The organism is Nonomuraea sp. NPDC050383 (assembly GCF_044459125.1).
In the GTDB taxonomy this organism is placed as follows: Bacteria; Actinomycetota; Actinomycetes; order Streptosporangiales; family Streptosporangiaceae; genus Nonomuraea.
Window position 1 is genome coordinate 100,541 of sequence record NZ_JBITIP010000018.1, and the last position, 26,022, is coordinate 126,562.

A 26,022-nucleotide genomic window follows, 5' to 3' on the forward strand; every position below is an offset into this window, starting at 1 on the left:
CCCCAACTCCGGACGGTCAGCGGGACATGAGCCAGGTGACGGCCTCGCGGCTGGCGTCGTCCACCGGGGTGTAGATGACCATCCGCGTCTCGGGCGCCGCCGAGGAGTTGAAGCTCACCGTGCTGAAGCGGAGCCTGCCCACCTCGGCGTGCTTGAAGATCTTCTCGCGTGGCCCCGGCTCGGCCACGTCCTGGCGCGCCCACAGGCGAGCGAACTCCGGGCTCTCCCGGGTGAGCCGGCGGACGAAGTCCTGCCAGCACGGATCGTCGGCGTGACGGCTGTAGGCGCCGCGGAAGACGGCCACCGCGCGGGCCAGCTCCTTGTCGCGGTTGACCAGCACGCAGGCCAGCGGCCCCACACAGCTCTGCCAGAGCGTGTTGCGCTCGCCGTCGGGCGCGCCGACGACCTCGGGGAACAGCACGGCGTAGGCGGGGTTCCAGGCGAGCACGTCGCAGCGGCTGTTGGACAGGCAGGCGGGCATCGGGCCGAGCTGGTCGAGGATGGCCTGGACCTGGGGGGTGACGCGCGTGGTGTCGTCGTTGGGCACGCCCGTGGTGTGTCCGGCCAGCCGGTAGAGGTGCTGCCACTCGGCGTTGTCGAGCCGGAGCGTGCGCGCGATCGCGTCGAGCACCTGGGTGCTGGCGTTGATGGGACGGCCCTGCTCCAGCCACGTGTACCACGTGACGCCCACGCCGGCGAGCTGCGCGACCTCCTCGCGTCGCAGGCCGGGCGTGCGCCTGCGCGGCCCCGGGGCCAGGCGTACCATCTCGGGGGTGATCCGCTCGCGCCTCGTGCGCAGGAACGCCGCCAGGTCGGTCCGCTTGGTCTCCGCCATCGTCATGTCTCCACTATGGTCCGTCGGACAACGATGATCCAGGTGGTGCCAGTACCAGTATAAAGAGGCTCTCGTTACTGGTATCGAAATGCCCTCATCCTAGGAGCATGACCCAAACAGCCGTTTCCCCCTCTCTGGCCGGACAGCCGGAAAGGACCCGGGCCGGCGGGCTGCTCCTCACAGTCATCCTGGTGGGGCAGTTCCTGGCCATCCTCAACGTCAACATCGTCAACGTGGCCACCCCCACCATCCGGGCCGACCTGCACTCCTCCGGCGCGGGCCTGCAGATGATCGTGGCCGGTTACACCATTGTCTATGCCGTCCTGTTGATCACCGGTGCCAGGCTGGGCGACCTGTTCGGCTACCGCAACGCCTTCCTCGGCGGCCTGGCCGCGTTCGGCGTCACCACGCTCGGCGCGGGGCTGGCCCCCTCGACGGGCTGGCTGGTCGCCTTCCGCCTGGCCCAGGGCGCCGGCGCGGCGATGATGATGCCTCAGGTGATGACGCTCATCCAGCGCAACTACCAGGGTGCGGCCCGGGGACGGGCGCTCGGCCTGTGGTCGGCGGTGATCAGCGGCGGCATCGTCGTCGGCCAGGCGATGGGCGGCATCCTGCTGGGGCTCGGCGCGGGCTGGCGGATCGTGTTCCTGGTGCTGGTGCCGATCGCGGCGTTGCTGCTGGCCGCGGGTGTGAAGGTGCTGCCCGCCGACGACGGCGGCGGGGGGCGGGCCGGGCTCGACCCGCTGGGCCTGGTCACGTTGTCGGCCGCCGTGCTGCTGATGATCGTGCCGATGGTGCTGGGCAGGGACCTGGGCTGGCCGGTGTGGGGCTGGATCTCCATGGCGTTCAGCGTCGTGATGTTCGGGGTGTTCGTCCAGGTCGAGCGCTGGGTGACCGCGCGGGGCGGCCGGCCGTTGGTGGACGCGGCGGTGCTGCGGGCGCCGGGCATGCGGCCCGGGCTGGGCGTGCTGCTGTTCGGGCCGGCAACCTGGGGCGCGTTCCTGTTCACCTCGGCCCTGCACCTCCAGGGCGAGCTGCACCTGACACCGCTGGCCTCCGGCATGATGCTGGTGCCGTGCGCGCTCGCGTTCGCGCTGGTCGGGCTTGGCTGGCCGCGTCTGCCCGCGCGGTTGCAGCGCCGGTTGGTGCCGTTCGGGTACGTGGTGGCCGCGCCCGCGTACGTCGGCCTGGGGCTCGCGGCGGCGGGCGGGCTGCCGTACGCGGTCATGAGCGCCCTCATCGGCGCCGGCCTCGGCGTGCAGGTCGCCGTCACGAACCTGGCGACCGAGCAGGTGGCCGACGAGTACGCGGCGGACGCCAGCGGCGCGCTGCTGACCGTCATGCAGCTCGGCCAGGTGATCGGCGTCTCGACGGTCGGCACGCTGTTCGTCTCGCTCCAGGGCCGCGCCTCGGCCTCCATGTCCACGGCGATCGCCCTCGCGGCGCTGGCCGTCCTGGCCGGGATCAGCTCCCTCTTCCTCGTACGGCGCCGCACCGCGGCCCCCGTGACCTGACCTCAGGACCGGCCCTCGCGTGAAACGGCCCGTGTCCCCGAATCGGGGGCACAAGCCGTTTCGGCGTGTCAGGGTGAAATCATGTCCCCCCGCTTCGGCCACGAACGTTCGCGCCTCGTCGCAGCCCTGGTCACGGCTTTTACGGTCGGCTGCGTCATCGCGGCGACGATGTCGTCACCACTTCTGCTGCAAGCCTTTCTTCCGGCCGGATACAGATGGCGGGAACTGAGCGACATCGGGCAGGCTTACGGGGTGGCCTCGGCCATTCTCTCCGCGCTGGCACTGGCGGTGATCGGCCTTTCCTTCTTCCTCCAGGTCAGAGAGGCGCATTACGCGCGGAAAGCGACGCAACGCACCCATCATCTGCAGTTGATGCAGCTACAGATGGAACACCCGGTGCTGCACAGAGCATTGGGAGCGATAAATTCCGGACTGGATCCCCGACTTCACCTGTACCTCAACCTTGTCCTGTCCTACTGGGAGATGCTCTACGAGGTCAGGGAAATCCCCGAACCAGCGCTCGTGGAGGTCGCTCGCACCGACTTCTTCGGCACCCCGGCGGGGAGAAGTTTCTGGGAGGCAACCCGAGAACACCGCCGCGCGGCCGCGCAGAACCGGCGTGCGGTTCGCTTCACGGCACTGATCGACAGCGCCTGGGCGATGGCCACGCCGGCAGAGAGAAAGAAGACGCGGACGCCCCCGCAGACGCGGTCACGCCGGACTCGTCGCATGATCGCCGTGGGTGCGGCACTCGCAACGGGCACGGCAGCGGCGCTGCTTCTTCGCGCCCGGCGACCTCGGACCCGTGCATGAACCGAAAGAGGACGAGAACGGCCCTGGAGCATCCAGGGCCGTTCGGCATCATACGCGTGGCGCCAGCGCGTCCACGTCGAACTCGCCCTCACGGACCCCGGCCACGAAGGCCTCCCACTCTGCTGATGTGAAGACCAGGACGGGACCGTCCTGAACCTTGCCGTCCCTCAGCGCGACACTTCCATCACCGAGCGGGGCGACCTCGACGCAGCTGTTCGAGCTGCAGAAGCTGCTCTTCCGCCAAGGGTTCACGCTTATGTTGATCTGCATTTTTTCCTCTATGAAAAGAAGGGCGCCGTTGCCCTTTCTTACGCTAATCTCGCCACTGCATGGCTTTACGCTGGATGAGCACGCGAGATTCATCCTCATCAAGCGCCTCTGCACTCAGATATTCGAACGCCGCCTCGTAACCAGCGACGCGTCCGCGGTCTTCGACGAAGTGCCCTGAATAAAGATGCTCAAGGTATACGACATCGTCGAAGCCCGCACACTTCAGGTGGACGAACCCTCCCGTATTGACCGCGTGTAGCGACTCCATGGTAAGAACGCGAATGCTGACGTGCGGTTGCATCGAAGTCTCCAGGAGATGCTCCATCTGCGCCCGCATGACCGAGGACTCGCCGAATTTGCGCATCAGGAGCGACTCGTCCAGCACGAAACGCACGTCCGGCGGATCGGGCCGGTGCAGGACGCGCTGCTGTCGGTCCATGCGCGCCTCCACCCGGCGCTGGATACCACTGTGCGTGAACCGGACGATGCTCCGGAGCGCCGAGATCACCTCACGCGCATAGTCCTCGGTCTGAAGGAGGCCTGGCACGACCTGGGGTTCCCAGTTGCGTTGACACACGGTCTCCGCCTCCAATCCGAGGAATTTCGTGTACTCCTCGGACAGAGCGTCTTCGTAATCCTCCCACCACCCTCGCTGATCCGCGTCTCGCAACAGGCCGAAGAGTTCGTCAAGCTTCGCCTCGTCCGCGCGGTAGAGCTTGGCCATGGACTCGACGTCCTCGGCGCTGGGCATGGTCTTGGACGCTTCGATGCGGCTCACTTTGCTGGCGGACCAGCCGAGGTCGCGGGCGGCGGCGGACCCAGTGAGCCTTCGGCGCTCGCGGAGGAGGCGAAGCTCCTGGCCGAGCCGGAGCCTGCGGACAGTCGGGCTGCCCTGTTGCGATGGCACCGTCCACTCTCCTCGTCGGGAAGGAAGGTGTAACCGGATGTGTCGTTTGGAAACCGAGATGGGTGGACTGTTCGCTCAATCTTACCTTGCAAGTTGCATTCGTCACTGCACAACATTCGGCGGCATCAGCGTGACATCCCCAGTACAGCGTGCTTCCGTGCAACTTGCACGGCAATTGATACGGCAAGGTGCGAAGAAATCTAAATCTTCTCTTGCGCAAGCTCTTGCAGGCAAGGAGTGCCGGGAGGACCATCAGGGCCAGGAGGGAGATCGAGCGTACGAGGAGGCCGGGATGACCGCGACAAGCCCCGGCGCCGACTGCTCCCCCCACACGATCACGCGCGGCCACGCGGGCCGCACCACCGGCAACGGCGCCGTCCCGGATACGCAGATCTACGCCAGGGAGGCCGTTTGCCGGAAGGACCCCGCATTCATCTGAACGCAAGCCGCGACCGCAGCAGCTCCGCCCGATCGTCCGCCACGAGCGCCGCTCACATGAGCACAGGTCAGGGGAGCACCGAAAAGCCGGACCGAGGCCGGTCACCGAATCGCCGCATATGGGCTGCCACCCTGCGACGACGTGGTCACCAGCCTGCAGTCCGGCGTAAGAAGCCACCTCGAGTAATGCCGCGAAAGGGGTCTTCTATGTACTCACAAGGTACCAAGGGACTCAAGCGAATCAAGTCCCGAATCCGGGAGCTCATCGCCTGGGCCGACCGCGAGATCTGCATGGAGCCGGACGAGTTCGCCTACCGGCGAGGCTGGGCCGTGACCCGTACCGGGTTCGGCTGCCGCGTCTACCGCGACCCCCGGTTCGACCAGCTCAAGCTTCCCGCCAAGGTGGCCGAGGAGGTGTCGTGAGCATGCCGCGCAACCCCCGCAACCAGATCTACCCGGCCAACGAGGACCTGCCCGGCGCGGGCCGGAGCGGCCCCCTGGTCCGGCTGTGGCGCTGGCGCGCGGAGCTGCTGCTGCTCGCGCTGGCCGTTCTGGTCACGTTCATGCTGCTGGGGGCGGCGCGGGGCGGCCACTGGACGCCGTTCGCCCTGACGGCCGGCGCGATCTCCGCGCCGGCGGTCACCCGGACGGGCCGCAACTGGGTTGTGGCGCACTTCTGGTGCGTCGTCTCCCGGCACCGCCTCCAGCGGACCTGCCTGGAGACGACCATGCACACCCGCTCCGGCAGGATCCCGCTGGTGCTGTGGATCACGCCGACGCGCACGGGCGAGAAGGCACTGATCCTGACGAGGGCCGGCATCAGCGCCGCGGAGTTCGAGGCGTACGCGGAGGAGATCGCCGCGGCCTGCTGGGCGCGCAGCGCCAACGTCTACCGGCACCGCAGGCGGGCGCAGCTCGTGGTGGTGGAGGTGGTGCGGCGCGAGGAGCTGCCGGGCGTCCTGTCGCCGGGGTTCGACCGCCTGTACGGCAGGCGCGCGTGGATCTCGCTGCGCCCGGACCTCGAGGAGCCGCCTGATCTCCTCCACCGCGAGCGGGTCCTGACAGCGGCCTGACCAGGTGACCCAGGGAGCGCCCACCGCGCCGGGCGCTTCCTGGCCGAAGCCCCGGAGACAGCGCGGGGGCTCCGGGGCTTCCCCCTCCGGCCGGCACGAGCCAAGATGAGTTCATTCCACGAACCCAGGAGTGGCGATGACGGCGACCGTCCACCGGACCTGTCCCCTGTGCGAGGCCGTGTGCGGCCTGGCCCTGACCCTCGACGAGGGAGGGCACGTCACCGGGGTCCGGGGCGACAAGGAGGACCCCTTCAGCCGGGGCTTCATCTGTCCCAAGGGCGCCAGCTTGGGGCGCCTGGACGAGGACCCCGACCGGCTGCGCAAGCCGCTGATCCGCGAGGGCGACCTGTGGCGCGAGGCCGGCTGGGACGAGGCGTTCGCCCTGATCAGGGAGAACATCGACCGGGTCGTCGAGACGTACGGCCGGCAGGCCCTCGGCGTCTATCTGGGCAACCCGGTCGTCCACAGCATGGCCGGCTCCCTGTACGGCGGGCCGCTCGTCAAGGCGCTCGGCACCCGCAACGTCTTCAGCGCCAGCACCGCCGACCAGATGCCGAAGCACGTGGCCAGCGGCCTGATGTTCGGCCACCCGCTGGCCATCCCGGTGCCCGACCTGGACCGCACCGACTTCTTGCTGATGCTGGGCGCGAACCCGCTGGAGTCCAACGGCTCCCTGTGCACCGCGCCGGACTTCCCGGGCCGGCTCAAGGCGCTGCGCGCCCGGGGCGGCAGGCTCGTGGTGGTCGACCCGCGCCGCACCCGTACGGCCGCGCTGGCCGACGAGCACGTGTCCGTCCGGCCCGGCACCGACGCCTACCTGCTGTTCGGCCTGGTCCACACGCTGTTCGCCGAGGACCTGACGCGGGTCGCCGCACCGGTCGACGGCCTGGACGAGGTGCGGGAGGCGGCCAAGCACTTCCCGCCCGAGGTGGTGTCCCGCCGCACGGGCGTGCCCGCGGACGTCGTCGCACGGCTGGCCAGGGAGCTGGCCGCGGCCCCGACCGCCGCGGTGTACGCCAGGATCGGCACCTGCACGGCCGAGTTCGGCACGCTGGCCCAGTGGCTGGTGGACGTGCTCAACGTGCTGACCGGCAACCTCGACCGGCCGGGCGGCGCCATGTTCCCCAAGGCCGCCACGGAGTCGCCGGGGCGGCGCCGGGCGTACACGGTCGGGCGCTGGAGGAGCCGCGTCCGCGGCCTGCCCGAGGCGAACGGCGAGCTGCCGGTGGCGACGCTCGCCGACGAGATCGAGACGCCCGGCGAGGGACAGATCCGGCTGATGGTGACCGTGGCCGGCAACCCGGTGCTGTCGGCGCCCCACGGGGACCGGCTCGACGCGGCCTTCGCCGGGCTCGACTTCATGGTGAGCGTCGACCCGTACCTCAACGAGACCACCAGGCACGCGCACGTGATCCTGCCGCCGCCGCGCGTGCTGCAGTCGGGCCACTTCGACTTCTCGCTGCTCGGCCTGGCCGTGCGCAACTACGCGCGGTACTCCCCGCCGTCGCTGCCGCTGGACGGCCGGCCGTCGGAGGCGCTGATCCTCTCCCGGCTCGCCCAGATCGCCTCGGGCCTGGAGGGCGACCTCGACGAGTTCGTCATCGGCGGGATGCTGGCCAAGGCGGTCGAGACGCCGGGGTCGGCGGTGGCGGGCCGTGACCCGGCCGAGCTGCGGGCGGAGCTGGACGGCGAGACGGGCGCCGAGCGCAGGCTCGACGTGATGCTGCGGCTCGGCCCGTACGGCGCGTGGGCGGGCAAGGGCGACCTGTCGCTGCGCAAGCTGCTCGACCACCCGCACGGGCTGGACCTCGGGCCGCTGGAGCCCCGCCTCGGCGAGGTGCTCAGAACGGCGTCCGGGGTGGTGGAGCTGGCCCCGCCGCAGCTCATGGAGGACGTCGAGCGGCTGCGCGGCCGGCTGGAGGAGGAGCCGCCGGAGTTCGTGCTGATCGGCCGCCGGCACCTGCGCTCCAACAACAGCTGGATGCACAACGTCGCGCCGCTCGTCGGCGGTAGCAACACCTGCACGCTGCAGATCCACCCGGCCGACGTGGCCCGGCTCGGCCTGGACGGCGTGGCCGTGGTGCGCTCGGCCAAGGGCGAGGTCACGGTGCCGCTGGAGCCGACCGAGGCGATCATGCCCGGCGTGGTGTCGCTGCCCCACGGCTGGGGTCACGCGGACAGCACCCAGGCGGTGGCCGCCGAGCACGCCGGGGTGAGCGTGAACGCCCTGACGGACGAAACGGCGATCGATGTTCCGTCCGGAAATGCCGTGTTCAACGGGGTGCCGGTCACGATTTTGCCAACCGGGGTGATCACCGCACATTAAGGTGTCGCGCGTGACTATCGCACCAGATGAGGACCGCCTGACCGCCCAGATCGCCTTCGCCGTCGAGATCGACAAGTTGAAGCGGGTCATCCGCCGCAACCTGTTGATGGACGGCTCGCGGCGGGAGAACGACGCCGAGCACTCCTGGTACGTAGGCATGCTGGCCCTCGTCTTCGCCGAGCACGCCCCACCGGGGACCGACATCCAGCGGGTCGTGGCCATGCTCCTCGTGCACGATCTCGTGGAGATCGACGCGGGGGACACGTTCATCTACGACCCGGTGGCGGTGGCCGCGCAGGTCGAGGCCGAGCGGGCCGCGGCCGAGCGGATCTTCGCGCTGCTGCCCGCGGACCAGGCGGCGTCGATGCGCGCGCTGTGGGAGGAGTTCGAGGCGCGGGAGACGCCGGAGGCGAGATTCGCCAAGGCGCTGGACCGCTTCGCGCCGATCCTGGCCAACCACAACACCGAGGGCGGCACCTGGCCGCTGTTCCGCGTCACCGCTTCGCAGGTCAAGGAGAAGGTGCGGCTGATCGAGGACGGCTCGCCGTCGCTGGGCGCGTACGCCATGGAGCTGGTCGAGCTGTCCGTCGCGAGAGGTCACCTGTCCGAGTGATGCCCTCACGCGTGGGGTAGGGGACTTGTCGTGAAAGAGATAGTACGACCGAGACGTAGGCAGATGCGGGTTTTGGGGGGACCGCTGGACCTGGCCGACCGACTGGAGAAGTCCAAGGCCATGGACAAGCCGATCCAGCGACTCGCCAAGGCCGTACGTGACCGGATCCGGCCGGGCCTGTTGCGGGACGTGCTCCACGGCGTTCCCACGGGCAAGCCCCTGCACCCGCCGATGGCGACGGTGAGCCTGGGCTGCTGGGCATCGGCCGGTGTGCTCGACCTCACCACCATCGATCCCCGCGCCGCGCGGCTGCTGCTGGCCGTCGGCATCGGCAACGCTCTCCCCACGGCCGCCGCCGGACTGACCGACTGGTCCTCGCTCCACCGGGAGCAGCAGCGCGTCGGCTTCGTGCACATGCTGTCGAACGTGACGGCGCTCGGCCTGTTCACCGCCTCGCTGGCGACCCGCCTGTCCGGCCGCGAACGGGTCGGCCGCATGCTGTCCTGGGCCGGGCTCGGCGTGGGCAGCGTCGGCGCGTACCTGGGCGGCCACATGGCCTACCGGCAGGCGGCCGGCGCGAACCACGCGCCGCAGGTGGCCCACCTGGTGCCGCTCGGCTGGCACGACCTGTGCCGGCTCAGCGACCTGCCCGACGGCCGGCCGGTGGCCCGGCGGCTCGGCTACATCCAGCTCTTCGTACTGCGGCAGGGCGAGGGCGTCACCGTGCTGGCCGACCGCTGCCCCCACCTGGCGGGCCCGCTCCACCAGGGCCGGCTGGTCACGGAGGACGGCGAGGCGTGCGTGGTGTGTCCCTGGCACGGCAGCACGTTCCGGCTGGAGGACGGCTCGGTGCGGCACGGCCCCGCCACGGCGCCGGCCCCCGCGTTCGAGACACGGGTCAGGAAGGACGGCACGCTCCAGGTACGGCCGGGCTTGCTGTGAACCTTGGTTGAGGTTCTACGGTCGGAGGCATGAACGACATCCTCGTGACCGGTGCGACCGGCAACGTCGGCAGACACGTCGTCTCCCAGCTCGCGGAGGCGGGCATCCCGGTGCGCGCGCTGGTCCGCGACCCCTCCCGTGCCACGCTGCCCGACGGCGCCCAGGCCGTGCGCGGCGACCTGACCGCCCCTGAGACGCTGGAGCCCGCGCTGCGCGGCGTGGACGCCGTCTTCCTGATCTGGCCCGGCTTCGCCGCCGAGACGGCCGAGCCGGTGGTGGAGGCCGTCGCCAAGCACGCCCGCCGCGTGGTCTACCTGTCCGCCCACGTGCCGGCGGCCGGCGACGACGACGAGCCGACGATCTTCCACCAGCGGGTCGAGCGGCTCATCCGCCGGACCGGGATGGCGTGGACGTTCCTGCGGCCGAGCGGGTTCGCCGTCAACACCCTCGGGTGGGCCGACCAGATCCGGCAGGGCGTGGTGCGCTGGCCGTTCGGGGCGGCCTCCAGGTCGCTCATCCACGAGAAGGACATCGCGGCGGTCGGCACGCACGTGCTCACCTCCGCGGGCCACGCCGGGGCGGCCTACGTGATCACCGGGCCGGAGCGGCTGACGCAGGCCGAGCAGGTGCGTGTCATCGGCGAGGCGGTCGGGCGCGAGGTGCGCTGGGAGGACATGCCGCCGCGGGAGGCGCGCGAGCTGCTGCTGGCCTCGTGGGGTGACCCGGGCTTCGTGGATGGGGCGCTGCGGGGCTGGGAGTCGTTCGTGACGTCGCCCGAGACGATCACGGACACGGTGGAGAGGCTGCTGGGACGGCCCGCGCTGGCGTTCCGCCAGTGGGCGGACGACCACGCCGCCGACTTCCGCTGAGGGCCCGTACGGCCGGGGCGCGAGCTGCGCCCCGTCGTCAGTCGTCGTCCCGCGCGCCCCCGCCGTGGGAGTTCTCGTCGGCGGGGTGCTCGACCAGGGCGAGGATGCGGCTGGACATGAACCGCGCGGTCCGTACGGTCGTGCCGCCGCGGGTCACCTCGCTGACCTCGACCAGGCCCCGGCGCGTGGCCACCTCGACGCGGCGGCCCGCGCGGGTGGCGATCACTTCGTAGGTTCGCGGGGTGCCGCCCGCGTCGATGACGATCTCCACCCGATCACCCTTCATGTACGGATTTATACCCAGAAAGACGGGAATTTATCCGTACACTAGTTTGATAATCGCCGCGATCCCCACCACCACGATGATGCCGCGCAGCACCGGAGCCGGGATGCGCCGCCCGATCCGGGCCCCCAGGAACCCGCCGGCCGTGGCGCCCAGCGCGACGGCCAGCACCGCCCACCAGTCGATGTCGGCGATGAAGAAGAACAGGACGGCCGCGGTCGCGTTGACGATCAGCGAGAGCACGTTCTTGGCGGCGTTGACCCGCTGGATGCCGTCGTCGAGGAAGCTGCCGAGCAGGCCGATCAGCAGCACGCCCTGCGCCGCGCCGAAATAGCCGCCGTACAGGCCCGCGCCGAACACGCCCAGCCAGAGCGCCACCCCGCCGTGCGGATGGGCGTCCTCTCGCCGCGCCGCCAGCCAGCCGTTGAGCTTGGGCTGCACCACGACCAGCACGCAAGCCAGGCCGATCAGCACCGGCACCACGACGTGGAACACGGCCGGGTCGAGGAACAGCAGCAGGATCCCGCCGATGAGCGAGCCCAGGCAGGAGGCCGGGGCCAGCCGCAGCAGCCGCTCACGCTGGCCCTTGAGCTCCTGGCGGTAGCCGTAGGCGCCGGTGAAGGAGCCGGGGACGAGGCCGATGTTGTTGGACACGTTCGCGACCACGGGATCGACGCCCACGGCCACGAGGGTCGGGAAGGTGATGAGCGACCCGGATCCGACGACCGCGTTGATCGCCCCGGCCGCGACACCGGCCGCACACACCGCGACCCCTTCCCAGAACATCACCCGCCCGAGCCTAGAGGGCCCGATTCCAGGTGACCCTCCGGGGGTGCCAGGTCAGAGCGCCCGCGCGTACCAACGGCCGTCGGCGCTGCGGTCGAGCGTCAGCGGCACGCCGAACGTCCGCGACAGGTTGTCGGCCGTCATCACGTCGTCGAGCGAGCCCTGCGCCACCACCGAGCCGTTGCGCAGCAGCAGCCCGTGCGTGAACCCCGGAGGCACCTCCTCCACGTGGTGCGTGACCAGCGCCAGCGTGGGCGAGCGGTAGTCGTGGGCCAGCACCGACAGCCGGCGCACCAGGTCCTCCCGGCCACCCAGGTCGAGGCCGGCGGCGGGCTCGTCGAGCAGCAGCATCTCCGGGTCGGGCATCAGCGCGCGGGCGATCTGCACCCGCTTGCGCTCCCCCTCGGACAGGGTGCCGAACCGACGGCGGATCAGGTGCGCCGCCCCCAGCATGTCGATGAGCTCCACGGCCCGGGTCACGTCGTTGGAGTCGTACTCCTCCGTCCAGCGGCCCATGATCCCGTACGAGGCCGTGAGCACGAGGTCGATGACCTTCTCCTCCGGCGGGATGCGCTCGGCCAGCGCGGAGCTCGCCAGCCCGATGCGCGGCCGGAGGTCGAACACGTCCGTCTGACCCAGCCGCTCGCCCAGCACCTCGACCACACCCTCGGTCGGGAACAACAGCGTGGCCGCCACCTGCAGCAACGTGGTCTTGCCCGCGCCGTTCGGCCCGATGACGACCCAACGCTCGTCCTCGTTGACCGTCCAGTCGATGCCGCGCAGCAGGGCCGCTCCGTCGCGCCTGACGGCGACGTCCTGGAGCCGCAGCACCTGACCACCCATCCTCGGATCCCTCCTTAGGAGAACGCTCGGGACAAACCTATTGCAGGGCGAGCGCATATCGTGGACCGGTGCACCCTGAATCACCTGTCTGCCGGGTTCTTGTCGTGTGGGGCAACGCCTGGCTCGCCGGCCACGTCGGCCTGGACGAGGCCGCCGACCGGGTGGAGAGCGCCGGCGGACCCACCGTCGTGGGTGAGGTTCCGCTGCGCGAGCACCTCGCCGTCCTGCGCCGCGACGGCCTGAGCGAGCTGCGGCTCGCCCTGCCCGCGCCCGGCGACCCGCTCGGGCTGTCCGGGCCGCCGGAGTTCAACGCGGCCGCCGTCGAGGCGGGGCAGGCGGCCATCGCCGTGCTGTCCGACCGGCGCCTCGGGCTGGTGCCCTCACCCGACCGGCGCGGGTCGTCGTACGCGGGCGTGCGGCTGTCGGTGTACGAGGCGGGGCCCGTACGCCACGACCTGCCGTCGCTGGCGGAGGCCGAGCAGGAGCTGTCGGCCGCGATCCGCGCGGCCACCGAGTCGCTGGACTCCGTCGACGGGCCCATGGCCGGCCGTCCGGAGCGGCTGGGCGCCGCGGGCGGCGACCTGGCCCCCGGCTACCCGGCGCGGGCGCACCGCGTCTCCGCGCTGGCCGCCCGGCTGGCGACCGTGCTGCGGCTGGCCGGGGAGCGGGGGCTCACCTCGGGGCAGGTCGCCGTCCGCGACGCCGCGCTGCGCGAGCTGGACCGTGCCGTACGGCGGGCGCTCCTGGCCTCCTGCCACGCCATCCTGGAGCCCTCCCCCGACCGCTCCTGACGCACCGGGATCAGGCCAGGCCGTGGCGGACGGCGTACAGTGCGGCCTGGGTGCGGTCCTGGACGCCCAGCTTCATCAGCACGTTCGACACGTGGGTCTTGACCGTCTTCTCGGCCACGGCGAGGCTCCGGGCGATCTCCCGGTTGGACCGGCCCGCCGCGATCAGCTCGAGCACCTCACGCTCCCGCTCGGTCAGCGGCGCCGGCCCCGGCACGCCGCCCGGGCTCCCGTACGGGCCCGCGCTCCCGGTGGCGCTCAGGACCGCCTCGGCCGCCTCGGCCGCCAGCAGCACCTGCCCGCCGTGCACCGCCCGCACGGCCTGTGCCAGCGCCGACGGGTCCACGTCCTTGTAGAGGAACCCGGCGGCGCCCGCCCGCATCGCCGGCGCCACGTCCGACCGGTCGCTCACCGACGTGAGCACCAGCACCCGGACCGGCGACCCGGCCAGCCGCTCCAGCGCCCCCAGCCCGTCCAGGACCGGCATCCGCAGGTCGAGCAGCATCACGTCCGGGGCCAGCTCCGCGGCCAGCTCGACCGCCTGCGCCCCGTCACCCGCCTCGCCCACGACCGTCATGTCGTCCTGCAGGTCGAGGAAGGTGCGCAGCCCCTGCCGCACCACCGGATGATCGTCGACGATCAGCACCCGGATCACACGCCCACCTCCACGCGGACCGTCGTGCCCCGGCCCGGCGCCGAGTCCACGGTCATCACCCCGCCCACGGACTCCGCCCGCTCCCGCATCGACACCAGCCCGAGCCCGCGCGAGACGCCCTGCTCGAAGCCGTCGCCGTCGTCCGTCACCGACAGGGTCAGCTTGCCGCCCGCGTGGCCCAGCCGTACCGACACCTCGCACGCGCCCGAGTGGCGCAGCGCGTTGTGCAGCGCCTCCTGAGCCACCCTGAGCAGCGCGACCTCCACGGCCGAGTCGAGCGGCGGCGGCTCGTCGCAGTCGAACGCCACCCGCGCCGGATGCAGCCGGTCCAGGAGGCGCACATGCTTGCGCAGCGTCTCGGCCAGGCCGTGACGGTCCAGCTCGGCCGGGCGCAGCTCCACGATCACCGCGCGCAGCTCGGCCAGCGCCTCGCCGGCCAGCCGCTGCACCCGATCCAGCTCGGCCGCCGCCTTGTCGGGCGCCTTCTCCAGCAGAGTCACCGCGGCCTGCGCCGTCAGCCGCAGCGAGAACAGCTTCTGCGTGACCGCGTCGTGCAGCTCCCGGGCCATCCGGTTGCGCTCCTCCAGCATGGCCAGCTCGCGTCCGCGCTCGTACAGCCGGGCGTTGGTCAGCGCGATCGCCGCGTGCGCCGCGAACATCGTCAGCAGCTCCTCGTCGGCCTCCGTGAAGCCGCCGGGCGTGCGCTTGTTGGCCAGGAAGACGATGCCGAGCACCTCGTCGCCGTCGCGGATCGGCATGCCGAGGAAGTCCTTCATGACCGGATGCGCCTTCGGCCACCACTCGAACCTCGGGTCGTCCCGCAGGTCGGCCAGCCGCACCGGGTCGCCTTCGCGGAGCATCGCGCCGAGCATGCCGTGCTGGCGCGGGAGCGGGCCGATCGCGTCCCACTGCTTGTCGGTCAGCCCCTCGGCGACGAACTCGGCGAACGAGCCGTCCTCGTCGGGCACCCCGAGCGCGGCGTAGCGGGCGTCGAGCAGCCGCTGCGCCGAGCGGACGATGACCTGGAGCACCTCGCGCACCGACAGGTGCCGGGTGACCGCGAGCACGGCGGAGCTCACCGCCTGCAGGATCTCCTCCCGGTCCGACATCACGGACACACTCTATGGTCCCCGCCCAGCGCTGCTGGGACGAGACGGTCCTAGGACGAAGTGCCCAGACGCGGACAGGTCCGAGGTCCGATGTGCCGGGAACGCCGTTTTCCTACCGTCGAGACATGACGAACACCGCACTGATCACCGGCGCCTCCCGCGGCCTCGGCCTCGCCCTCGCCCGGTCGCTGGCGGAGTCGGGCTGGGACCTCGTCCTCACCGCCCGCGGCAGGGACGACCTCGACCGGGTCGCCGCCGAGCTGGGCGCCACGGCCGTCCCCGGCGACGTGACCGACCCGGCCCACGTCGAGCGGCTGTCGCTGGCCGTACCGGAGCTGGACCTGCTGGTCAACAACGCCAGTGACCTCGGCGTGACGCCGCTGCCGCCGCTGGCCTCGTACCCGCTGGAGGCGTTCAAGGCGCTGCTGGAGACCAACGTGACCGCGCCGCTCGCGCTCGTCCAGGCCACGCTCCCCGCGCTGCGCCGGCGGCGCGGCGCGATCGTCAACGTCACCTCCGACGCCGCCACGGGCGCCTACCCCGGCTGGGGCGGCTACGGCGCCACCAAGGCCGCGCTGGAGCAGCTCTCGAACGTGCTGGCCGCCGAGGAGGACGAGGTCGCGGTCTGGTGGGTGGACCCCGGCGAGATGAACACCCGGATGCTCGCCGACGCCGTGGGCGAGCAGGAGGCCGCCGGCGCCGCCGACCCCGCGAAGGTCGCCGCCGCCCTCCACGACCTCGTCAAGGCCCGGCCCGCCGCCGGACGGGTGAGCCTGCAATGACCGCCGCGCTGGACTTCGCCCTCCCCGACGCCCTGTCCGCGCACGAGCCGCCCGAGGCCAGGGGGCTGCCCCGCGACGGGGTACGCCTGCTCGTCTCCCGCGGCGACGCGCAGCCCGCCCACCACCGGTTCACGGACCTGCCCGCGCTCCTCACGCCGGGCGACCTCGTCGTGGTCAACAACTCGGCGACGCTGCCCGCCGCCGTCCGGCTCGACCGGCTCGCCGTCCACTTCTCCACCGCCCGCGAGGACGGCACCTGGCTGGTCGAGCTGCGCCGCCGTACGAGCGCCGCCTCCGAGCCGTACGCCGGAGGGGAGCCCGGCGAGTGGCTGCCGCTGCCCGGCGGCGCCACGCTGCGGCTGCTCGGCCGGGAGACGCCACGGCTCTGGCGGGCCCGCCTCGACCGCGACGTGGAGGCGTACCTGCGCGAGCACGGGACGCCGATCCGCTACTCCTACGTGGCCAGGGACTGGCCGATCGACGCCTACCAGACCGTGTTCGCCACCGTGCCGGGCAGCGCCGAGATGCCCAGCGCGGGCCGGCCGTTCAGCGCCGCGCTGGTGACGGCGCTGGTGTCCCGCGGCGTGCACATCGCGCCCGTCACGCTGCACACCGGCGTCGCCTCGCCCGAGAAGGACGAGCCGCCCTACGCCGAGAGGTACGAGGTGCCGGCGCCCACCGCGAGGCTGGTGAACCTCACCCGGCGGAACGGCGGCCGGGTCGTGGCGGCCGGCACCACCGTGGTGCGCGCCCTGGAGACGGCCGTGGACGCGGACGGGCAGGTGGCCGCCTCCGCCGGCTGGACCGGCCACGTCGTCACGCCCGAGACCGGGGTGCGCGCCGTCACCGGCCTCCTCACGGGCCTGCACGAGCCCCGGTCCAGCCACCTCATGATGCTGACCGCCATCGCGGGTACCGGCCCGCTGGCCCGGGCGTACGAGGCGGCGCTGCGGGAGGGGTACCTGTGGCACGAGTTCGGCGACACCCACCTGCTGCTGGCCGAGTGAACACGAGTGAACGACGGGACTGCTCGTGGAGTGATCCGGGTCATGAACACCCACCCTGGTCCGCGACCATCCCGCCGGGCACAGTAGCGTGACTCGATGTGGACCAGCGGACCCTCCTGATCACCCTGAACGGCCCGGACCGGCCCGGCGTCACCTCCCGGCTCTTCTCCGTGCTGTCGAACTTCCCGGTCACCGTCTCCGACATCGAGCAGGTCGTCATCCGGGGGCGGCTCACCCTCGGCGTTCTCGTCGCCTACGCGGGCGGGCCGTCCACCGGCACGGGCAGCACCCTGGGCGCCCTGTGGACCTCCGTGGAGCGCATCGGCGAGGACCTCGGCATGGAGGTGGAGCTCTCCACCGGCTCGCAGGCCAAGGAGAAGCGCCGCCGCGGCCGGCTGTCGGTCAGCGTGCTCGGCGCCACCCTCCAGCCCGCCGCGATCGCCGGCATCGCGGGCCGCATCGCCGCCGCGGGCGCCAACATCGACCGCATCGAGCGCCTCGCCCAGTGGCCCGTCACCTGCATCGAGCTGTCCGTCTCCGGCGCCGACCCCGACGCGCTGCGCGTCGAGCTGGCCGCCGAGGCCGCCGCCCAGCAGGTCGACGTGGCCGTGCAGCGCACGGGCCTGTCCCGGCGGGCCAAGCGGCTGATCGTCATGGACGTCGACTCGACCCTCATCCAGGGCGAGGTCATCGAGCTGCTCGCCGCCCACGCCGGCTGCCTGGAGGAGGTGGCCCGGGTCACCGAGGAGGCCATGCGCGGCGAGCTGGACTTCGCCGAGTCGCTGCGCCGCCGGGTCGCGCTGCTCGAAGGGCTGCCGGCCGACGTGCTGGAGCTGGTGCGCAAGGAGGTCGTGCTCACTCCCGGCGCGCGCACGCTCGTCCGCACGCTCAAGCGGCTCGACTACCGCTTCGCCATCGTCAGCGGCGGCTTCACCCAGATCACCGACGCGCTCGTCGAGGACCTCGGCATCGACTACTCCGCGGCCAACCTCCTGGAGATCGTCGACGGCCGGCTCACCGGCCGGGTCGCCGGCGAGATCGTCGACCGGCCGGGCAAGGCCAGGGCGCTGGAACGGTTCGCGCGGGAGGCTGGGCTGCCGATCAGCCAGACCGTGGCCATCGGCGACGGCGCCAACGACCTGGACATGATCGCGGCGGCCGGGCTGGGCATCGCCTTCAACGCCAAGCCGGTGCTGCGGCAGGCGGCCGACACGACGGTCAACACGCCGTACCTGGACTCGATCCTGTACCTGCTCGGCATCTCCAGGGACGAGGTCGAGGCGGCCGACGCCGAGGACACCGCGCTCACCCGCTGACCTCTCCGTCCAGGCGGCGGCTTCTCTCAGGCGGTGACCGGCCTTTCGCGCGCCGGTCCGAGGGCTTCTGTGGTCTTACGGGCGAGTTCGAGGGCGTCGGAGCAGAGGGAGCGCAGCGCCGGGTGGGCCGTCACGGTCAGCCTGAGCTGGCGGCGCACCGCGGACGTCTCCTCGGCCGCCACGTCCTCGGCTGCCTCCTTCGCCACGGCCTTCTCCAGGAGGGAGCTGACCTCCCCGGCCAGCTCGGCCAGCCGCGCCTCCAGCTCGTCGGCCTCGGGGGCGGGCTCCCGGGTGCGCACGGTCTCCGCCACGGCCGCCAGCCGGTCCGCCACCGCGTCCAGCACGGCGACGGTGGCGTCGGAGCCCACCTGCGAGCCGCGCAGCACGGACGCCACCACCAGCGCGTCGTCCCGCAGCTTCCGGGCCGCCGTCACCGCCTCGCGCAGCTCCGGCGGGACCCGCCCGCCCGGCTCCTTGCCCAGCTTGTCCAGGGACGCGGTCAGCTCGTCGGCCGCCTGACCCGCCGCGTCCGCCCGCGCCAGCACGGCGTCGAGGTCCCGCTCGGCCAGCGCGTCCACCAGCGACGCGTGCTCCTCCAGCAGCTCGGCGGTACGGCCGCGCAGCCGTCCCCCCTCGCCGCGCGGCCACAGCAGCCGCGCCGCTGCCAGCGCCAGCAGGCCACCCGCCACGGTCAGCAGCAGCCGGGCCCCGGCCGCCCGCCAGTCGAGCCGGGTCGAGAAGTCGGCCAGCATCATGGCCAGCGGCGTCGCGAACACCATCCAGTACCCGAAGCTCACCTCCCGCAGCGCGTACCCGACCGTGGCGAACACGAGCACGGTGACCGCGATCGTGTACGGCCCCGGCACCGCCGCCAGGATCAGCGCGGCGACCGCCGCCCCCAGCACGGTGCCCGCCACCCGCAGGACCACCCGCTCCACCGTGTCGCCGTACGTGGACCGCAGGGCCAGCATCACGGTGATCACGAACCACTTGCCGTACACCTCGTGCGTGCCGATCACGAGCGCCATCGCCACGGTCACCGCGATGCCCAGCCGCCCCGAGTGCTCGGCCACCCCTCCGGCCCCCAGCGCCCCGCCATGCCGCCCGGAGCACGCGGGACACCCACCGCCGCGCCCCACGCCATCCGCGCCGCCACGCCCTCTCCAGGCTCGCCGGCCGCCACAGCACGGGCTTCCACACCACGGGCCGCCACACCGCGGGCTTCCACAAGACCCTCGGAGGCATGGCCGGCACCCGGATCCCCCGCGCGGCGAACACCCCGATCCCGCGCACCGCCACCACGAGCCGGTCGAGGCAGCGCCGCACCTGACCCAGCACCGCGACCCGCCGCAACGACTCCGGATCGGCGCCGGCGCGGGACCGCACCTCGCCCGCGTGCTCGCCGAAGCGCGCCGCCGCGTCCAGCGCCGCCTGCACGTCCTGCGGCGCCTTCGTCCGCAGTGCCACGGTCAGGGCCCGTACGACCTCGTCGATCTCCCGCCGGTCCGCCGCGGCTTCCACGCGCAGCCGGCGCAGCGCCACCGTCTCGGCGAAGACGCGCAGCAGCATCCGCACGTACGCGTCGGCGGAGCGCGTGGTGTCCTCACCCGCGTGGAACGAGGCCGACGCCGTGGCCGCCCCCTCCAGCTTTTTCGAGGCGCGCTCCCGGAGCCGGCCCCACGCCTCCTCGTCCAGGTCGACGCCGTCGAGCAGCGACGCCAGCGCCTCCCGCGCCCCGCCGAGCGCGTCGCGCAGCGGGTCCAGCCGCCGCACCGGCCATGGAGCCATCGCCAGCAGCACGAACACCGCCCCGCCCAGCGCCATCTCCAACGGCCCCGCCAGCCCGACTGGCCCGTGCAGGTAGAAGGCGACGATCGCCGCGATCGCGGGCGGCGTCCCGATGAGCTTCCACCGCCCGGCCGCCGCCACCAGGCCGATCACCACGGCTCCCCACCACGGGTACGGCGCCAGGAACAGCCCCAGCCACGCCCCGGCCGCCACCAGGACCAGCTTGACGACCAGGTTCCAGGCCCGCTGCGCGTACGGCTTGCCGTACGCGTCGCCGAACGCGGTCAGGTAGGCGCCGAGCGCCACGAACGCGCCGCTGTGCGGCAGTCCCGCGGTCACGCCGGCGAACAACGGCCACGCCACGGCCACCCCGCACAGCAGGCCGTACTTCCACGGCGGGCGCGCCGGCAGCGCGAACCCGTCGCGCAACGCTCTGGCGGCCCCCCGCATGCGTGTCGCCCCTGGTCGATGTTTCCTTCAGATCTGGTGGGTCTTCCCTGGGACCTGGTCGGTCTTCCCCGGCATCCGGTCAGTTCCCCGCGTCCTGGTCGGTCTTCCCTTGGATCCGGTCAGTGTTCCTTGGGATCCCAGCGCGAGACCAGGTGTCCCTCCCCTGGGCACAGGTCTACCCAGGAGGAACCCGTCCGGATCACCGCGAACGACCCCGGCCGGAACCCGTAGTCTCCGCCCGCCAGCCCGAGCGCCAACTCGTGCACCCCCGGGTTGTGCCCGCACAGGACGAGCGTGCCCACCTCCGGGCCGGTCCTCCTGACCAGCTCCAGCAGCTCGTCCGGGTACGCCTCGTAGATATCGCGCTCGTAGCTCACCTCGACGTCGGGGAACGCCAGCTCGGCGGTGCGCCTGGTGCGCTCGGCCGGTGAGCACAGGACCAGTTCGGGGACGAGCCCCATGTCCCGCACCTCGTCACCGGCGCGCCCGGCGTCGCGCTCGCCCCGTTCGGTCAGCGGCCGCTCGCGGTCACTCAGCCCGGGCACCTGCGCGGCCTTGGCGTGACGGAGCACGATCAGCGTGGGCATCCGATCACACTCCCCTCGACGCCCACACGCCCATGGCCACGATGACGGCCAGGATGACGAGCATCGCGATCAGGATGAGGGCCAGCGTCTTTCCACCGGTGGGCCGCTTGTCGTCCATCCGCACAGTTTCCCACCGGGGCGGTCAGGTGTCCCGTACGGGTCCGATCACCCGGCCCGCCGCCACAACCCCCGCCTCTCCTCCCTACGACCACCCCGCCGGCCTCCCCACACCCGGCTCGCCCACGCCACCCCGCGGGCCTCCCACACTCGGCTCGCCCACGCCTCCACGCCTGCCTTCTCGCGCGCCGCAGCACCGGCTCCCCATTGGCCGCCCGCACATCCGCCCCCACGGACCGCGGCCACACCGGTCTCATCAGCGCGCCGCCACACCGCCACCACCGTGCACCACCACACCCGCCCTCACCGTCTGGCCACCACACCTGCCTCCCGCCCGAACCGCCAGACCCGCCCCCTCCGTGGCCGCCGCAGGCGCTTCCCACCCGGGGCCGCCGCAGACATCTCTCCCCCAGGGCCGCCGCAGACATCTCTCCCCCAGGGCCGCCGCAGACGTCTTTCCCCCGGCGCCGTGGAAGAAGAGCAGCTCTCGTCCCGGAACGCGAGCGCCCGCCCTCCCCACACCGGGAAGGACGGGCACGTGCGGACTGCGAGGGTGCCGGGCCTACGACGCGACCGGGGTGTGCTCCCGGTTGTTGTTGTTGGCCGGCTCGCTGGTGACCGAGCGTCGCTTGGAGACGACGATGGCCACGACCACCACCGCCACCGCGAACACCGTGACCCCGACCCGCAGGACGGTGTTGCCCGCGTACAGCACCACGGCGGGCGCCACCAGCAGGGCGACGAGGTTCATCACCTTGATCAGCGGGTTGATGGCCGGACCGGCGGTGTCCTTGAACGGGTCGCCCACCGTGTCGCCGATCACGGTCGCGGCGTGGGCCTCGGAGCCCTTGCCGCCGTGGTGACCGTCCTCGACCAGCTTCTTCGCGTTGTCCCAGGCGCCACCGGAGTTGGCCAGGAACACCGCCATCAGCGTGCCGCAGGCGATCGCGCCGGCCAGGAACGCGCCCAGCGGCGCGTACCCGAGCGCGAAGCCCACCGCGATCGGCGTCATGACCGCCAGCAGACCCGGAGTGGCCAGCTCGCGCAGCGAGTCACGGGTGCAGATGTCGACCACGCGCCCGTACTCGGGCTTCACGGAGCCGTCCATGATGCCCGGGTTGTTGCGGAACTGGTCGCGCACCTCGAACACCACGCGCATGGCGGCCCGCCCGACCGCCATGATCGCCAGCCCGGCGAAGAGGAACACCACCGCCGCGCCGATGATGAGCCCGACCAGTACGTTCGGCTGGTCGATGCTGAGGCTGAACGAGGTGGCCTGCGCGAGCTGCGACTCCACCGCCGTGCGGAACGCGCCGAACAGCGCGGTCGCCGCGAGCACGGCCGTGGCGATCGCGATGCCCTTGGTGATGGCCTTGGTGGTGTTGCCGACGGCGTCGAGGCTGGTCAGCACCCGGGCGCCCTCGCCCTCGACGTCCCCGGACATCTCGGCGATGCCCTGCGCGTTGTCGGAGACCGGACCGAAGGTGTCCATGGACACGATGACGCCGACCGTGGTGAGCAGGCCGGTGCCGGCCAGCGCCACCGCGAACAGCGCGATCGTCACGTTCCCGAAGCCCAGCAGGAACGCGCCGTAGACCGCGCCCGCGATGATCAGCGCGGAGTAGACGGCCGACTCCAGGCCGACGCTGATGCCGGCCAGGATGACGGTGGCGGGGCCGGTGGCCGAGCTCTCGCCGATCTCCCGGACCGGGCGGCGGTTCGTCTCGGTGAAGTAGCCGGTCAGGAGCTGGATGGCGCTGGCCAGCACCAGGCCGATGAGCACCGCGCCGATGGCGATCAGCCTCGGGTCCGCGTCGGACTTCACGGCCGAGCCGCTCAGGCCGCTGAAGCTGTCCGGCAGGTACCAGAACGCGGCGGCCGCGACCAGCACCGCGGAGATGGCGGCGGAGATGAAGAAGCTGCGGTTGATGGCGGACATGCCGCTGCGGTCGCGGTCGCGCATGCCGGTCACGAAGATGCCGATGATGGCGGTGACCACCCCGATCATCGGGACGATGAGCGGGAAGATCAGCCCCTGCTCGCCGAAGGCCACCTTGCCGAGGATCAGGCTGGCGACCAGCATGACCGCGTACGACTCGAACAGGTCGGCGGCCATGCCGGCGCAGTCGCCGACGTTGTCGCCCACGTTGTCGGCGATGGTCGCGGCGTTGCGCGGGTCGTCCTCCGGGATGCCCTGCTCGACCTTGCCGACCAGGTCGGCGCCGACGTCGGCGGCCTTGGTGAAGATGCCGCCGCCGACACGCATGAACATGGCGAGCAGCGCCGCGCCGAAGCCGAACCCTTCGAGCACGCCCGGCGCGTCCCCCTGGTAGAGGAAGACGACGACGGCCGCGCCCAGCAGGCCGAGCCCGACGGTGAACATGCCCGCCACGCCACCGGTGCGGAAGGCGATGCGCATGGCGCGCTTCTCGCCCGAGTCACGGGCCGCGGCGGCGACGCGCACGTTTCCGCGCACGGCCAACCACATGCCCATGAACCCGGTCAACGCGGAGAACACCGCGCCGACCACGAAGAAGATGGAGCGGCCGATGCGGACATCGGTCTCGCCCGGCAGCAGAAGCAGCAGGAAGGGAATCACGACAACGAAGATCGCCAGCGTGCGGAACTGCCGTGTCAGATAGGCGGCGGCGCCTTCCTGCACGGCTCGGGCGATGTCCTGCATGCGCTCGGTACCCTGGTCAGCGCGCAACACCTCGCGCACCAGGCCGCCGGCGACGGCCAGAGCGATCAGTGCGATCGCGGCGACCACGATCACGATGGTGAGATTGTTACCGTTCAGGGCCAGATTGGACGCTGGCTCGGCGGCCAGCACGTGCCTAAACATCGGGTTCTCCTCGGCAAGACCGGTCGTCCTGCCCGGGCGGTGCTGCGAACGTCGGCTGGCGGTGCGGCACCATCCGGGTTGTGGGTGCCGCTTCCGGTTGAGTCCGCAGTTCCGCCGGATCACCTTGGCCGGTGCCGGGAGTCTACGCAGCGTCTGCCAGGATATGAAGGCTCTGCAGCCGGTTAATTGTGCGTGCGTCCAGTAAACCGCTGACAGCGGGGCGATTTAGGATCTGACACGGCAAATTTCCGGCGGTTTACGGCCCTGACAACAACAGATAACGACACGCCCGAAAGCCTCACCAGCCCCAGCAGCCTCCTGACCACCGGATCTCCCTCCGGCCACACCGCGGATGTCAGGGCACGGCCGAGACAGGCGTACGGAAGCCACGGGGCCATGAATGGCCGGCATGCCCGGGGTCCACGGCGTACGAAAGCCATGGGAATGAGGGTCTGTCGGCACCTCTCGGGACCACAGCACGCGAAAGCCTCGCGGTTCGATGCCCGCACGCGGAGCCTCGGATTCGGTGCGCGTGTGGAAGCCTCGGGACCACGGCAGCCGGAAGCCTCGGGTTCGATGCGCACGCGGAAGCCCCGGGACCACGGGCACGCGGAAGCCCCGGGTGCGATGCGCACGCGGAAGCCCCGGGACCACGGGCACGCGGAAGCCTCGCGTTCGATGCGCGCGTGGCGGCGATCGACCCGCGACGCTGGAGGAGCGTGCCCCTGGACAGAGCCCGGCCCCGGTCGGCGGGTGGGGCCCACCGTGCTTTGCCGTAAAGGATGGACGTCAAGGACGGACGTCAGACGGAAACAAGGGACGGACGTCAGGCGGAAAGGCACGCATCGCCACGCACGGCACCATCACCCAACGGCACCCTCACCCAACGGCAGCATGATCCAACGGCGCAATACCCGCCGCGTGCGCCCCGGACGTGCTTGGCGGCCGTCGTCAACGGTTCGCCGCGCACGCGCCGGGAGCCGCGCAAGCGCCAGAACAGAAAGGGGATCTACACGGGAAGGCGGCCGTTGGGAGCGGCGGGCCAGCTCATGCGGATGCGCATGCCCTTGGGACTGGGAAAAACCTCGACATCGTCGGCCAGGCCCGCGATGACCGCGATGCCGAAACCCGTCGTGAACGAGTCGGAGAGCATCCCCAGATCCAGGGGTTGCTCCGGCTTGATCTCGTCACTGGGGGCCTGGTCGCTTACTGTTACCTCGAAACGTCCGGAGTCGTCACGTAGCTCGATGCGGATGGGCTCGCCCGGGCAGTGGGCACGGTGGGCCTCCACCGCCCGAGAGCACGCTTCACCCACGGCGAGCCTGACCTCGTCCAGCAGCGACTCCTCCACGCCGGTGCGCCGGGCGATCGCCGTGGCCACCAGCCGGGCGGTCCGCACGTGTGCGGGGAGGGCACTGAACGTCAGCTCGACAGTGGCCATCTACTTGTCTTTGCCGTGAGCTTCCTTGGCTTCGTCGACAGAAGCGTAGATCCCGAAGACCTTGGTCAGACCGGTGATCCGGAAGATCTTGAGGATGCGCTCCTGCGTGCAGACCAGCTCCAATGAGCCGTCGTGCGCCCGAACCCGCTTGAGCCCCCCGACCAGCACACCAAGGCCGGTCGAGTCCAGGAAGTCAACCTTCTCCATGTTCACGAGAAGGTGGAAGTTACCCTTGTTCACCAGATCGATGAGGAGCTCACGCAATCTCGGCGCGGTGTAGACATCGATCTCACCCTCGACCTCAACGATGGTGAGTCCGTCTTCGGTGCGGTGATCCAACTTCAGATCCACAGATCCTCCAGCGCCTCGCCTGCGAAAGTACCCTTATGAGCCTGGTCGTCCGGAGCTTAGCCGCCCGGCCGACCGACCCTGACGCGCGGCATTCAACCATGCGTCTCGCTTGTGTCTACACGAAATCACGATTCCCGACGACTTTGCCCACGGATGCAGACTGGAAACAGTGACTTCCACCGCTTCCTCCCCACACCGGCCAGGTCCACTCCTGCGGCACCTGCTCGGCGTTCCCGCACGTCACGAGCGTGTCACCCATGTGGAGCATGTTCCA

27 protein-coding genes are annotated in these 26,022 nt (G+C 71.5%); 14 read left to right on the top strand and 13 right to left on the bottom strand.

Going from position 1 to position 26,022, the window contains the following annotated elements; translation table 11 throughout:
• Positions 1-16 precede the first annotated feature (16 nt).
• On the bottom strand, positions 17-841 hold the full coding sequence (locus ACIBG4_RS34085) for a helix-turn-helix transcriptional regulator (RefSeq protein ID WP_397205641.1): 825 nt from the start codon (positions 839-841) through the stop codon (positions 17-19).
• 101 nt (positions 842-942) lie between these two features.
• Between ACIBG4_RS34085 and ACIBG4_RS34090 the strand changes: the two genes are divergently transcribed.
• Entirely contained in the window at positions 943-2,349 is a 1,407-nt protein-coding gene (locus ACIBG4_RS34090; protein ID WP_397205643.1) for an MFS transporter, read from the top strand.
• An 81-nt stretch (positions 2,350-2,430) separates the two neighbouring features.
• Positions 2,431-3,162: a DUF6082 family protein gene (locus tag ACIBG4_RS34095; protein WP_397205645.1), complete on the top strand. Its 732-nt coding sequence runs from the start codon at positions 2,431-2,433 to the stop codon at positions 3,160-3,162.
• A gap of 48 nt (positions 3,163-3,210) precedes the next feature.
• On the opposite strand, the gene ACIBG4_RS34100 is transcribed toward ACIBG4_RS34095, so the two are convergent.
• Complete coding sequence (locus tag ACIBG4_RS34100; protein WP_397205647.1) at positions 3,211-3,531, bottom strand: DUF397 domain-containing protein; 321 nt, start codon at positions 3,529-3,531, stop codon at positions 3,211-3,213.
• Positions 3,476-4,339, bottom strand: coding sequence for a helix-turn-helix domain-containing protein (locus ACIBG4_RS34105; RefSeq protein ID WP_397205649.1), 864 nt, complete (start codon positions 4,337-4,339; stop codon positions 3,476-3,478). The genes ACIBG4_RS34100 and ACIBG4_RS34105 overlap by 56 nt, the downstream gene beginning before the upstream one ends.
• 292 nt (positions 4,340-4,631) lie before the next feature.
• On the opposite strand from ACIBG4_RS34105, the gene ACIBG4_RS34110 reads away from it, so the two are divergent.
• The 7 genes from ACIBG4_RS34110 (at position 4,632) to ACIBG4_RS34140 (ending at position 10,600) form a co-directional block, all read left to right on the top strand.
• Entirely contained in the window at positions 4,632-4,778 is a 147-nt protein-coding gene (locus ACIBG4_RS34110; protein WP_397205651.1) for a hypothetical protein, read from the top strand.
• A gap of 206 nt (positions 4,779-4,984) precedes the next feature.
• On the top strand, positions 4,985-5,200 hold the full coding sequence (locus ACIBG4_RS34115) for a hypothetical protein (protein ID WP_310707300.1): 216 nt from the start codon (positions 4,985-4,987) through the stop codon (positions 5,198-5,200).
• On the top strand, positions 5,197-5,850 hold the full coding sequence (locus tag ACIBG4_RS34120) for a hypothetical protein (protein ID WP_397205653.1): 654 nt from the start codon (positions 5,197-5,199) through the stop codon (positions 5,848-5,850). Before ACIBG4_RS34115 ends, ACIBG4_RS34120 begins: the two co-directional genes overlap by 4 nt.
• Positions 5,851-5,986: 136 nt before the next feature.
• The gene (locus ACIBG4_RS34125; protein ID WP_397205655.1) at positions 5,987-8,176 is read left to right on the top strand and encodes a molybdopterin-dependent oxidoreductase; all 2,190 of its coding nucleotides are present in this window, start codon (positions 5,987-5,989) and stop codon (positions 8,174-8,176) included.
• Between the two features lies 1 nt (position 8,177).
• Positions 8,178-8,789 (top strand): HD domain-containing protein, encoded by a 612-nt coding sequence (locus ACIBG4_RS34130; RefSeq protein WP_310707303.1) that lies wholly within the window; start codon positions 8,178-8,180, stop codon positions 8,787-8,789.
• A 63-nt stretch (positions 8,790-8,852) separates the two neighbouring features.
• Positions 8,853-9,731, top strand: a complete 879-nt coding sequence (locus ACIBG4_RS34135) for a Rieske 2Fe-2S domain-containing protein (protein ID WP_397205657.1) — start codon at positions 8,853-8,855, stop codon at positions 9,729-9,731.
• A 29-nt stretch (positions 9,732-9,760) separates the two neighbouring features.
• Positions 9,761-10,600 carry an NAD(P)H-binding protein gene (locus ACIBG4_RS34140; RefSeq protein WP_397205659.1) on the top strand — a complete coding sequence of 280 codons (840 nt, stop codon included), beginning with the start codon at positions 9,761-9,763 and terminating at the stop codon, positions 10,598-10,600.
• Between the two features lie 37 nt (positions 10,601-10,637).
• On the opposite strand, the gene ACIBG4_RS34145 is transcribed toward ACIBG4_RS34140, so the two are convergent.
• From ACIBG4_RS34145 to ACIBG4_RS34155, 3 genes are read right to left on the bottom strand one after another with little or no spacing between them, the layout of a single operon-like run.
• The gene (locus tag ACIBG4_RS34145) at positions 10,638-10,886 is read right to left on the bottom strand and encodes a hypothetical protein (protein WP_310707306.1); all 249 of its coding nucleotides are present in this window, start codon (positions 10,884-10,886) and stop codon (positions 10,638-10,640) included.
• Positions 10,887-10,916: 30 nt separating this feature from the next.
• Positions 10,917-11,669, bottom strand: a complete 753-nt coding sequence (locus tag ACIBG4_RS34150; protein ID WP_397205720.1) for a sulfite exporter TauE/SafE family protein — start codon at positions 11,667-11,669, stop codon at positions 10,917-10,919.
• A gap of 54 nt (positions 11,670-11,723) precedes the next feature.
• Positions 11,724-12,512: an ABC transporter ATP-binding protein gene (locus ACIBG4_RS34155; protein ID WP_310707308.1), complete on the bottom strand. Its 789-nt coding sequence runs from the start codon at positions 12,510-12,512 to the stop codon at positions 11,724-11,726.
• 68 nt (positions 12,513-12,580) lie between these two features.
• Between ACIBG4_RS34155 and ACIBG4_RS34160 the strand changes: the two genes are divergently transcribed.
• Positions 12,581-13,303 carry a hypothetical protein gene (locus ACIBG4_RS34160; RefSeq protein ID WP_397205662.1) on the top strand — a complete coding sequence of 241 codons (723 nt, stop codon included), beginning with the start codon at positions 12,581-12,583 and terminating at the stop codon, positions 13,301-13,303.
• A 10-nt stretch (positions 13,304-13,313) separates the two neighbouring features.
• On the opposite strand, the gene ACIBG4_RS34165 is transcribed toward ACIBG4_RS34160, so the two are convergent.
• A complete protein-coding gene (locus tag ACIBG4_RS34165) occupies positions 13,314-13,955 on the bottom strand; it encodes a response regulator (RefSeq protein ID WP_397205664.1) in 642 nt (213 codons plus the stop codon).
• The gene (locus tag ACIBG4_RS34170) at positions 13,952-15,064 is read right to left on the bottom strand and encodes a GAF domain-containing sensor histidine kinase (protein ID WP_397205722.1); all 1,113 of its coding nucleotides are present in this window, start codon (positions 15,062-15,064) and stop codon (positions 13,952-13,954) included. Before ACIBG4_RS34170 ends, ACIBG4_RS34165 begins: the two co-directional genes overlap by 4 nt.
• Positions 15,065-15,189: 125 nt before the next feature.
• Between ACIBG4_RS34170 and ACIBG4_RS34175 the strand changes: the two genes are divergently transcribed.
• From ACIBG4_RS34175 to serB, 3 genes are all read left to right on the top strand, one after another.
• The gene (locus tag ACIBG4_RS34175; RefSeq protein WP_310707311.1) at positions 15,190-15,846 is read left to right on the top strand and encodes an SDR family oxidoreductase; all 657 of its coding nucleotides are present in this window, start codon (positions 15,190-15,192) and stop codon (positions 15,844-15,846) included.
• Positions 15,843-16,853, top strand: coding sequence for an S-adenosylmethionine:tRNA ribosyltransferase-isomerase (locus tag ACIBG4_RS34180; protein ID WP_397205666.1), 1,011 nt, complete (start codon positions 15,843-15,845; stop codon positions 16,851-16,853). Before ACIBG4_RS34175 ends, ACIBG4_RS34180 begins: the two co-directional genes overlap by 4 nt.
• A 98-nt stretch (positions 16,854-16,951) precedes the next feature.
• The gene (gene serB, locus ACIBG4_RS34185; RefSeq protein WP_397205668.1) at positions 16,952-18,169 is read left to right on the top strand and encodes a phosphoserine phosphatase SerB; all 1,218 of its coding nucleotides are present in this window, start codon (positions 16,952-16,954) and stop codon (positions 18,167-18,169) included.
• 26 nt (positions 18,170-18,195) lie between these two features.
• Here serB and ACIBG4_RS34190 read toward each other — a convergent pair whose 3' ends face one another.
• The gene (locus ACIBG4_RS34190; protein ID WP_397205670.1) at positions 18,196-19,242 is read right to left on the bottom strand and encodes an FUSC family protein; all 1,047 of its coding nucleotides are present in this window, start codon (positions 19,240-19,242) and stop codon (positions 18,196-18,198) included.
• 827 nt (positions 19,243-20,069) lie between these two features.
• Between ACIBG4_RS34190 and ACIBG4_RS34195 the strand changes: the two genes are divergently transcribed.
• Positions 20,070-20,249, top strand: a complete 180-nt coding sequence (locus ACIBG4_RS34195) for a hypothetical protein (protein WP_397205672.1) — start codon at positions 20,070-20,072, stop codon at positions 20,247-20,249.
• Between the two features lie 277 nt (positions 20,250-20,526).
• Here the strand turns inward: ACIBG4_RS34195 and ACIBG4_RS34200 are convergent, their stop codons facing one another.
• From ACIBG4_RS34200 to ACIBG4_RS34215, 4 genes are all read right to left on the bottom strand, one after another.
• Positions 20,527-20,994, bottom strand: coding sequence for a SixA phosphatase family protein (locus ACIBG4_RS34200; RefSeq protein WP_397205674.1), 468 nt, complete (start codon positions 20,992-20,994; stop codon positions 20,527-20,529).
• A 679-nt stretch (positions 20,995-21,673) separates the two neighbouring features.
• A complete protein-coding gene (locus tag ACIBG4_RS34205; RefSeq protein ID WP_397205676.1) occupies positions 21,674-23,956 on the bottom strand; it encodes a sodium-translocating pyrophosphatase in 2,283 nt (760 codons plus the stop codon).
• A 1,009-nt stretch (positions 23,957-24,965) separates the two neighbouring features.
• The gene (locus ACIBG4_RS34210) at positions 24,966-25,397 is read right to left on the bottom strand and encodes an ATP-binding protein (protein WP_310707317.1); all 432 of its coding nucleotides are present in this window, start codon (positions 25,395-25,397) and stop codon (positions 24,966-24,968) included.
• A complete protein-coding gene (locus ACIBG4_RS34215; RefSeq protein ID WP_101786510.1) occupies positions 25,398-25,748 on the bottom strand; it encodes an STAS domain-containing protein in 351 nt (116 codons plus the stop codon). It lies immediately after the preceding gene.
• Positions 25,749-26,022 lie beyond the last annotated feature (274 nt).

What these genes read in the sequence shown, in the direction of transcription:
- ACIBG4_RS34155 (WP_310707308.1), bottom strand. Translation starts at nt 12,512, where the DNA reads ATGGGTGGTCAGGTGCTGCGGCTCCAGGACGTCGCCGTCAGGCGCGAC.
- ACIBG4_RS34205 (WP_397205676.1), bottom strand. Translation starts at nt 23,956, where the DNA reads ATGTTTAGGCACGTGCTGGCCGCCGAGCCAGCGTCCAATCTGGCCCTG.
- ACIBG4_RS34135 (WP_397205657.1), top strand. Translation starts at nt 8,853, where the DNA reads ATGCGGGTTTTGGGGGGACCGCTGGACCTGGCCGACCGACTGGAGAAG.
- ACIBG4_RS34095 (WP_397205645.1), top strand. Translation starts at nt 2,431, where the DNA reads ATGTCCCCCCGCTTCGGCCACGAACGTTCGCGCCTCGTCGCAGCCCTG.
- ACIBG4_RS34140 (WP_397205659.1), top strand. Translation starts at nt 9,761, where the DNA reads ATGAACGACATCCTCGTGACCGGTGCGACCGGCAACGTCGGCAGACAC.
- ACIBG4_RS34200 (WP_397205674.1), bottom strand. Translation starts at nt 20,994, where the DNA reads ATGCCCACGCTGATCGTGCTCCGTCACGCCAAGGCCGCGCAGGTGCCC.
- ACIBG4_RS34100 (WP_397205647.1), bottom strand. Translation starts at nt 3,531, where the DNA reads ATGAGGATGAATCTCGCGTGCTCATCCAGCGTAAAGCCATGCAGTGGC.
- ACIBG4_RS34175 (WP_310707311.1), top strand. Translation starts at nt 15,190, where the DNA reads ATGACGAACACCGCACTGATCACCGGCGCCTCCCGCGGCCTCGGCCTC.
- ACIBG4_RS34195 (WP_397205672.1), top strand. Translation starts at nt 20,070, where the DNA reads ATGAGCTTCCACCGCCCGGCCGCCGCCACCAGGCCGATCACCACGGCT.
- ACIBG4_RS34090 (WP_397205643.1), top strand. Translation starts at nt 943, where the DNA reads ATGACCCAAACAGCCGTTTCCCCCTCTCTGGCCGGACAGCCGGAAAGG.
- ACIBG4_RS34085 (WP_397205641.1), bottom strand. Translation starts at nt 841, where the DNA reads ATGACGATGGCGGAGACCAAGCGGACCGACCTGGCGGCGTTCCTGCGC.
- ACIBG4_RS34145 (WP_310707306.1), bottom strand. Translation starts at nt 10,886, where the DNA reads ATGAAGGGTGATCGGGTGGAGATCGTCATCGACGCGGGCGGCACCCCG.
- ACIBG4_RS34150 (WP_397205720.1), bottom strand. Translation starts at nt 11,669, where the DNA reads ATGTTCTGGGAAGGGGTCGCGGTGTGTGCGGCCGGTGTCGCGGCCGGG.
- ACIBG4_RS34180 (WP_397205666.1), top strand. Translation starts at nt 15,843, where the DNA reads ATGACCGCCGCGCTGGACTTCGCCCTCCCCGACGCCCTGTCCGCGCAC.
- ACIBG4_RS34210 (WP_310707317.1), bottom strand. Translation starts at nt 25,397, where the DNA reads ATGGCCACTGTCGAGCTGACGTTCAGTGCCCTCCCCGCACACGTGCGG.
- ACIBG4_RS34110 (WP_397205651.1), top strand. Translation starts at nt 4,632, where the DNA reads ATGACCGCGACAAGCCCCGGCGCCGACTGCTCCCCCCACACGATCACG.
- ACIBG4_RS34170 (WP_397205722.1), bottom strand. Translation starts at nt 15,064, where the DNA reads ATGTCGGACCGGGAGGAGATCCTGCAGGCGGTGAGCTCCGCCGTGCTC.
- ACIBG4_RS34115 (WP_310707300.1), top strand. Translation starts at nt 4,985, where the DNA reads ATGTACTCACAAGGTACCAAGGGACTCAAGCGAATCAAGTCCCGAATC.
- ACIBG4_RS34125 (WP_397205655.1), top strand. Translation starts at nt 5,987, where the DNA reads ATGACGGCGACCGTCCACCGGACCTGTCCCCTGTGCGAGGCCGTGTGC.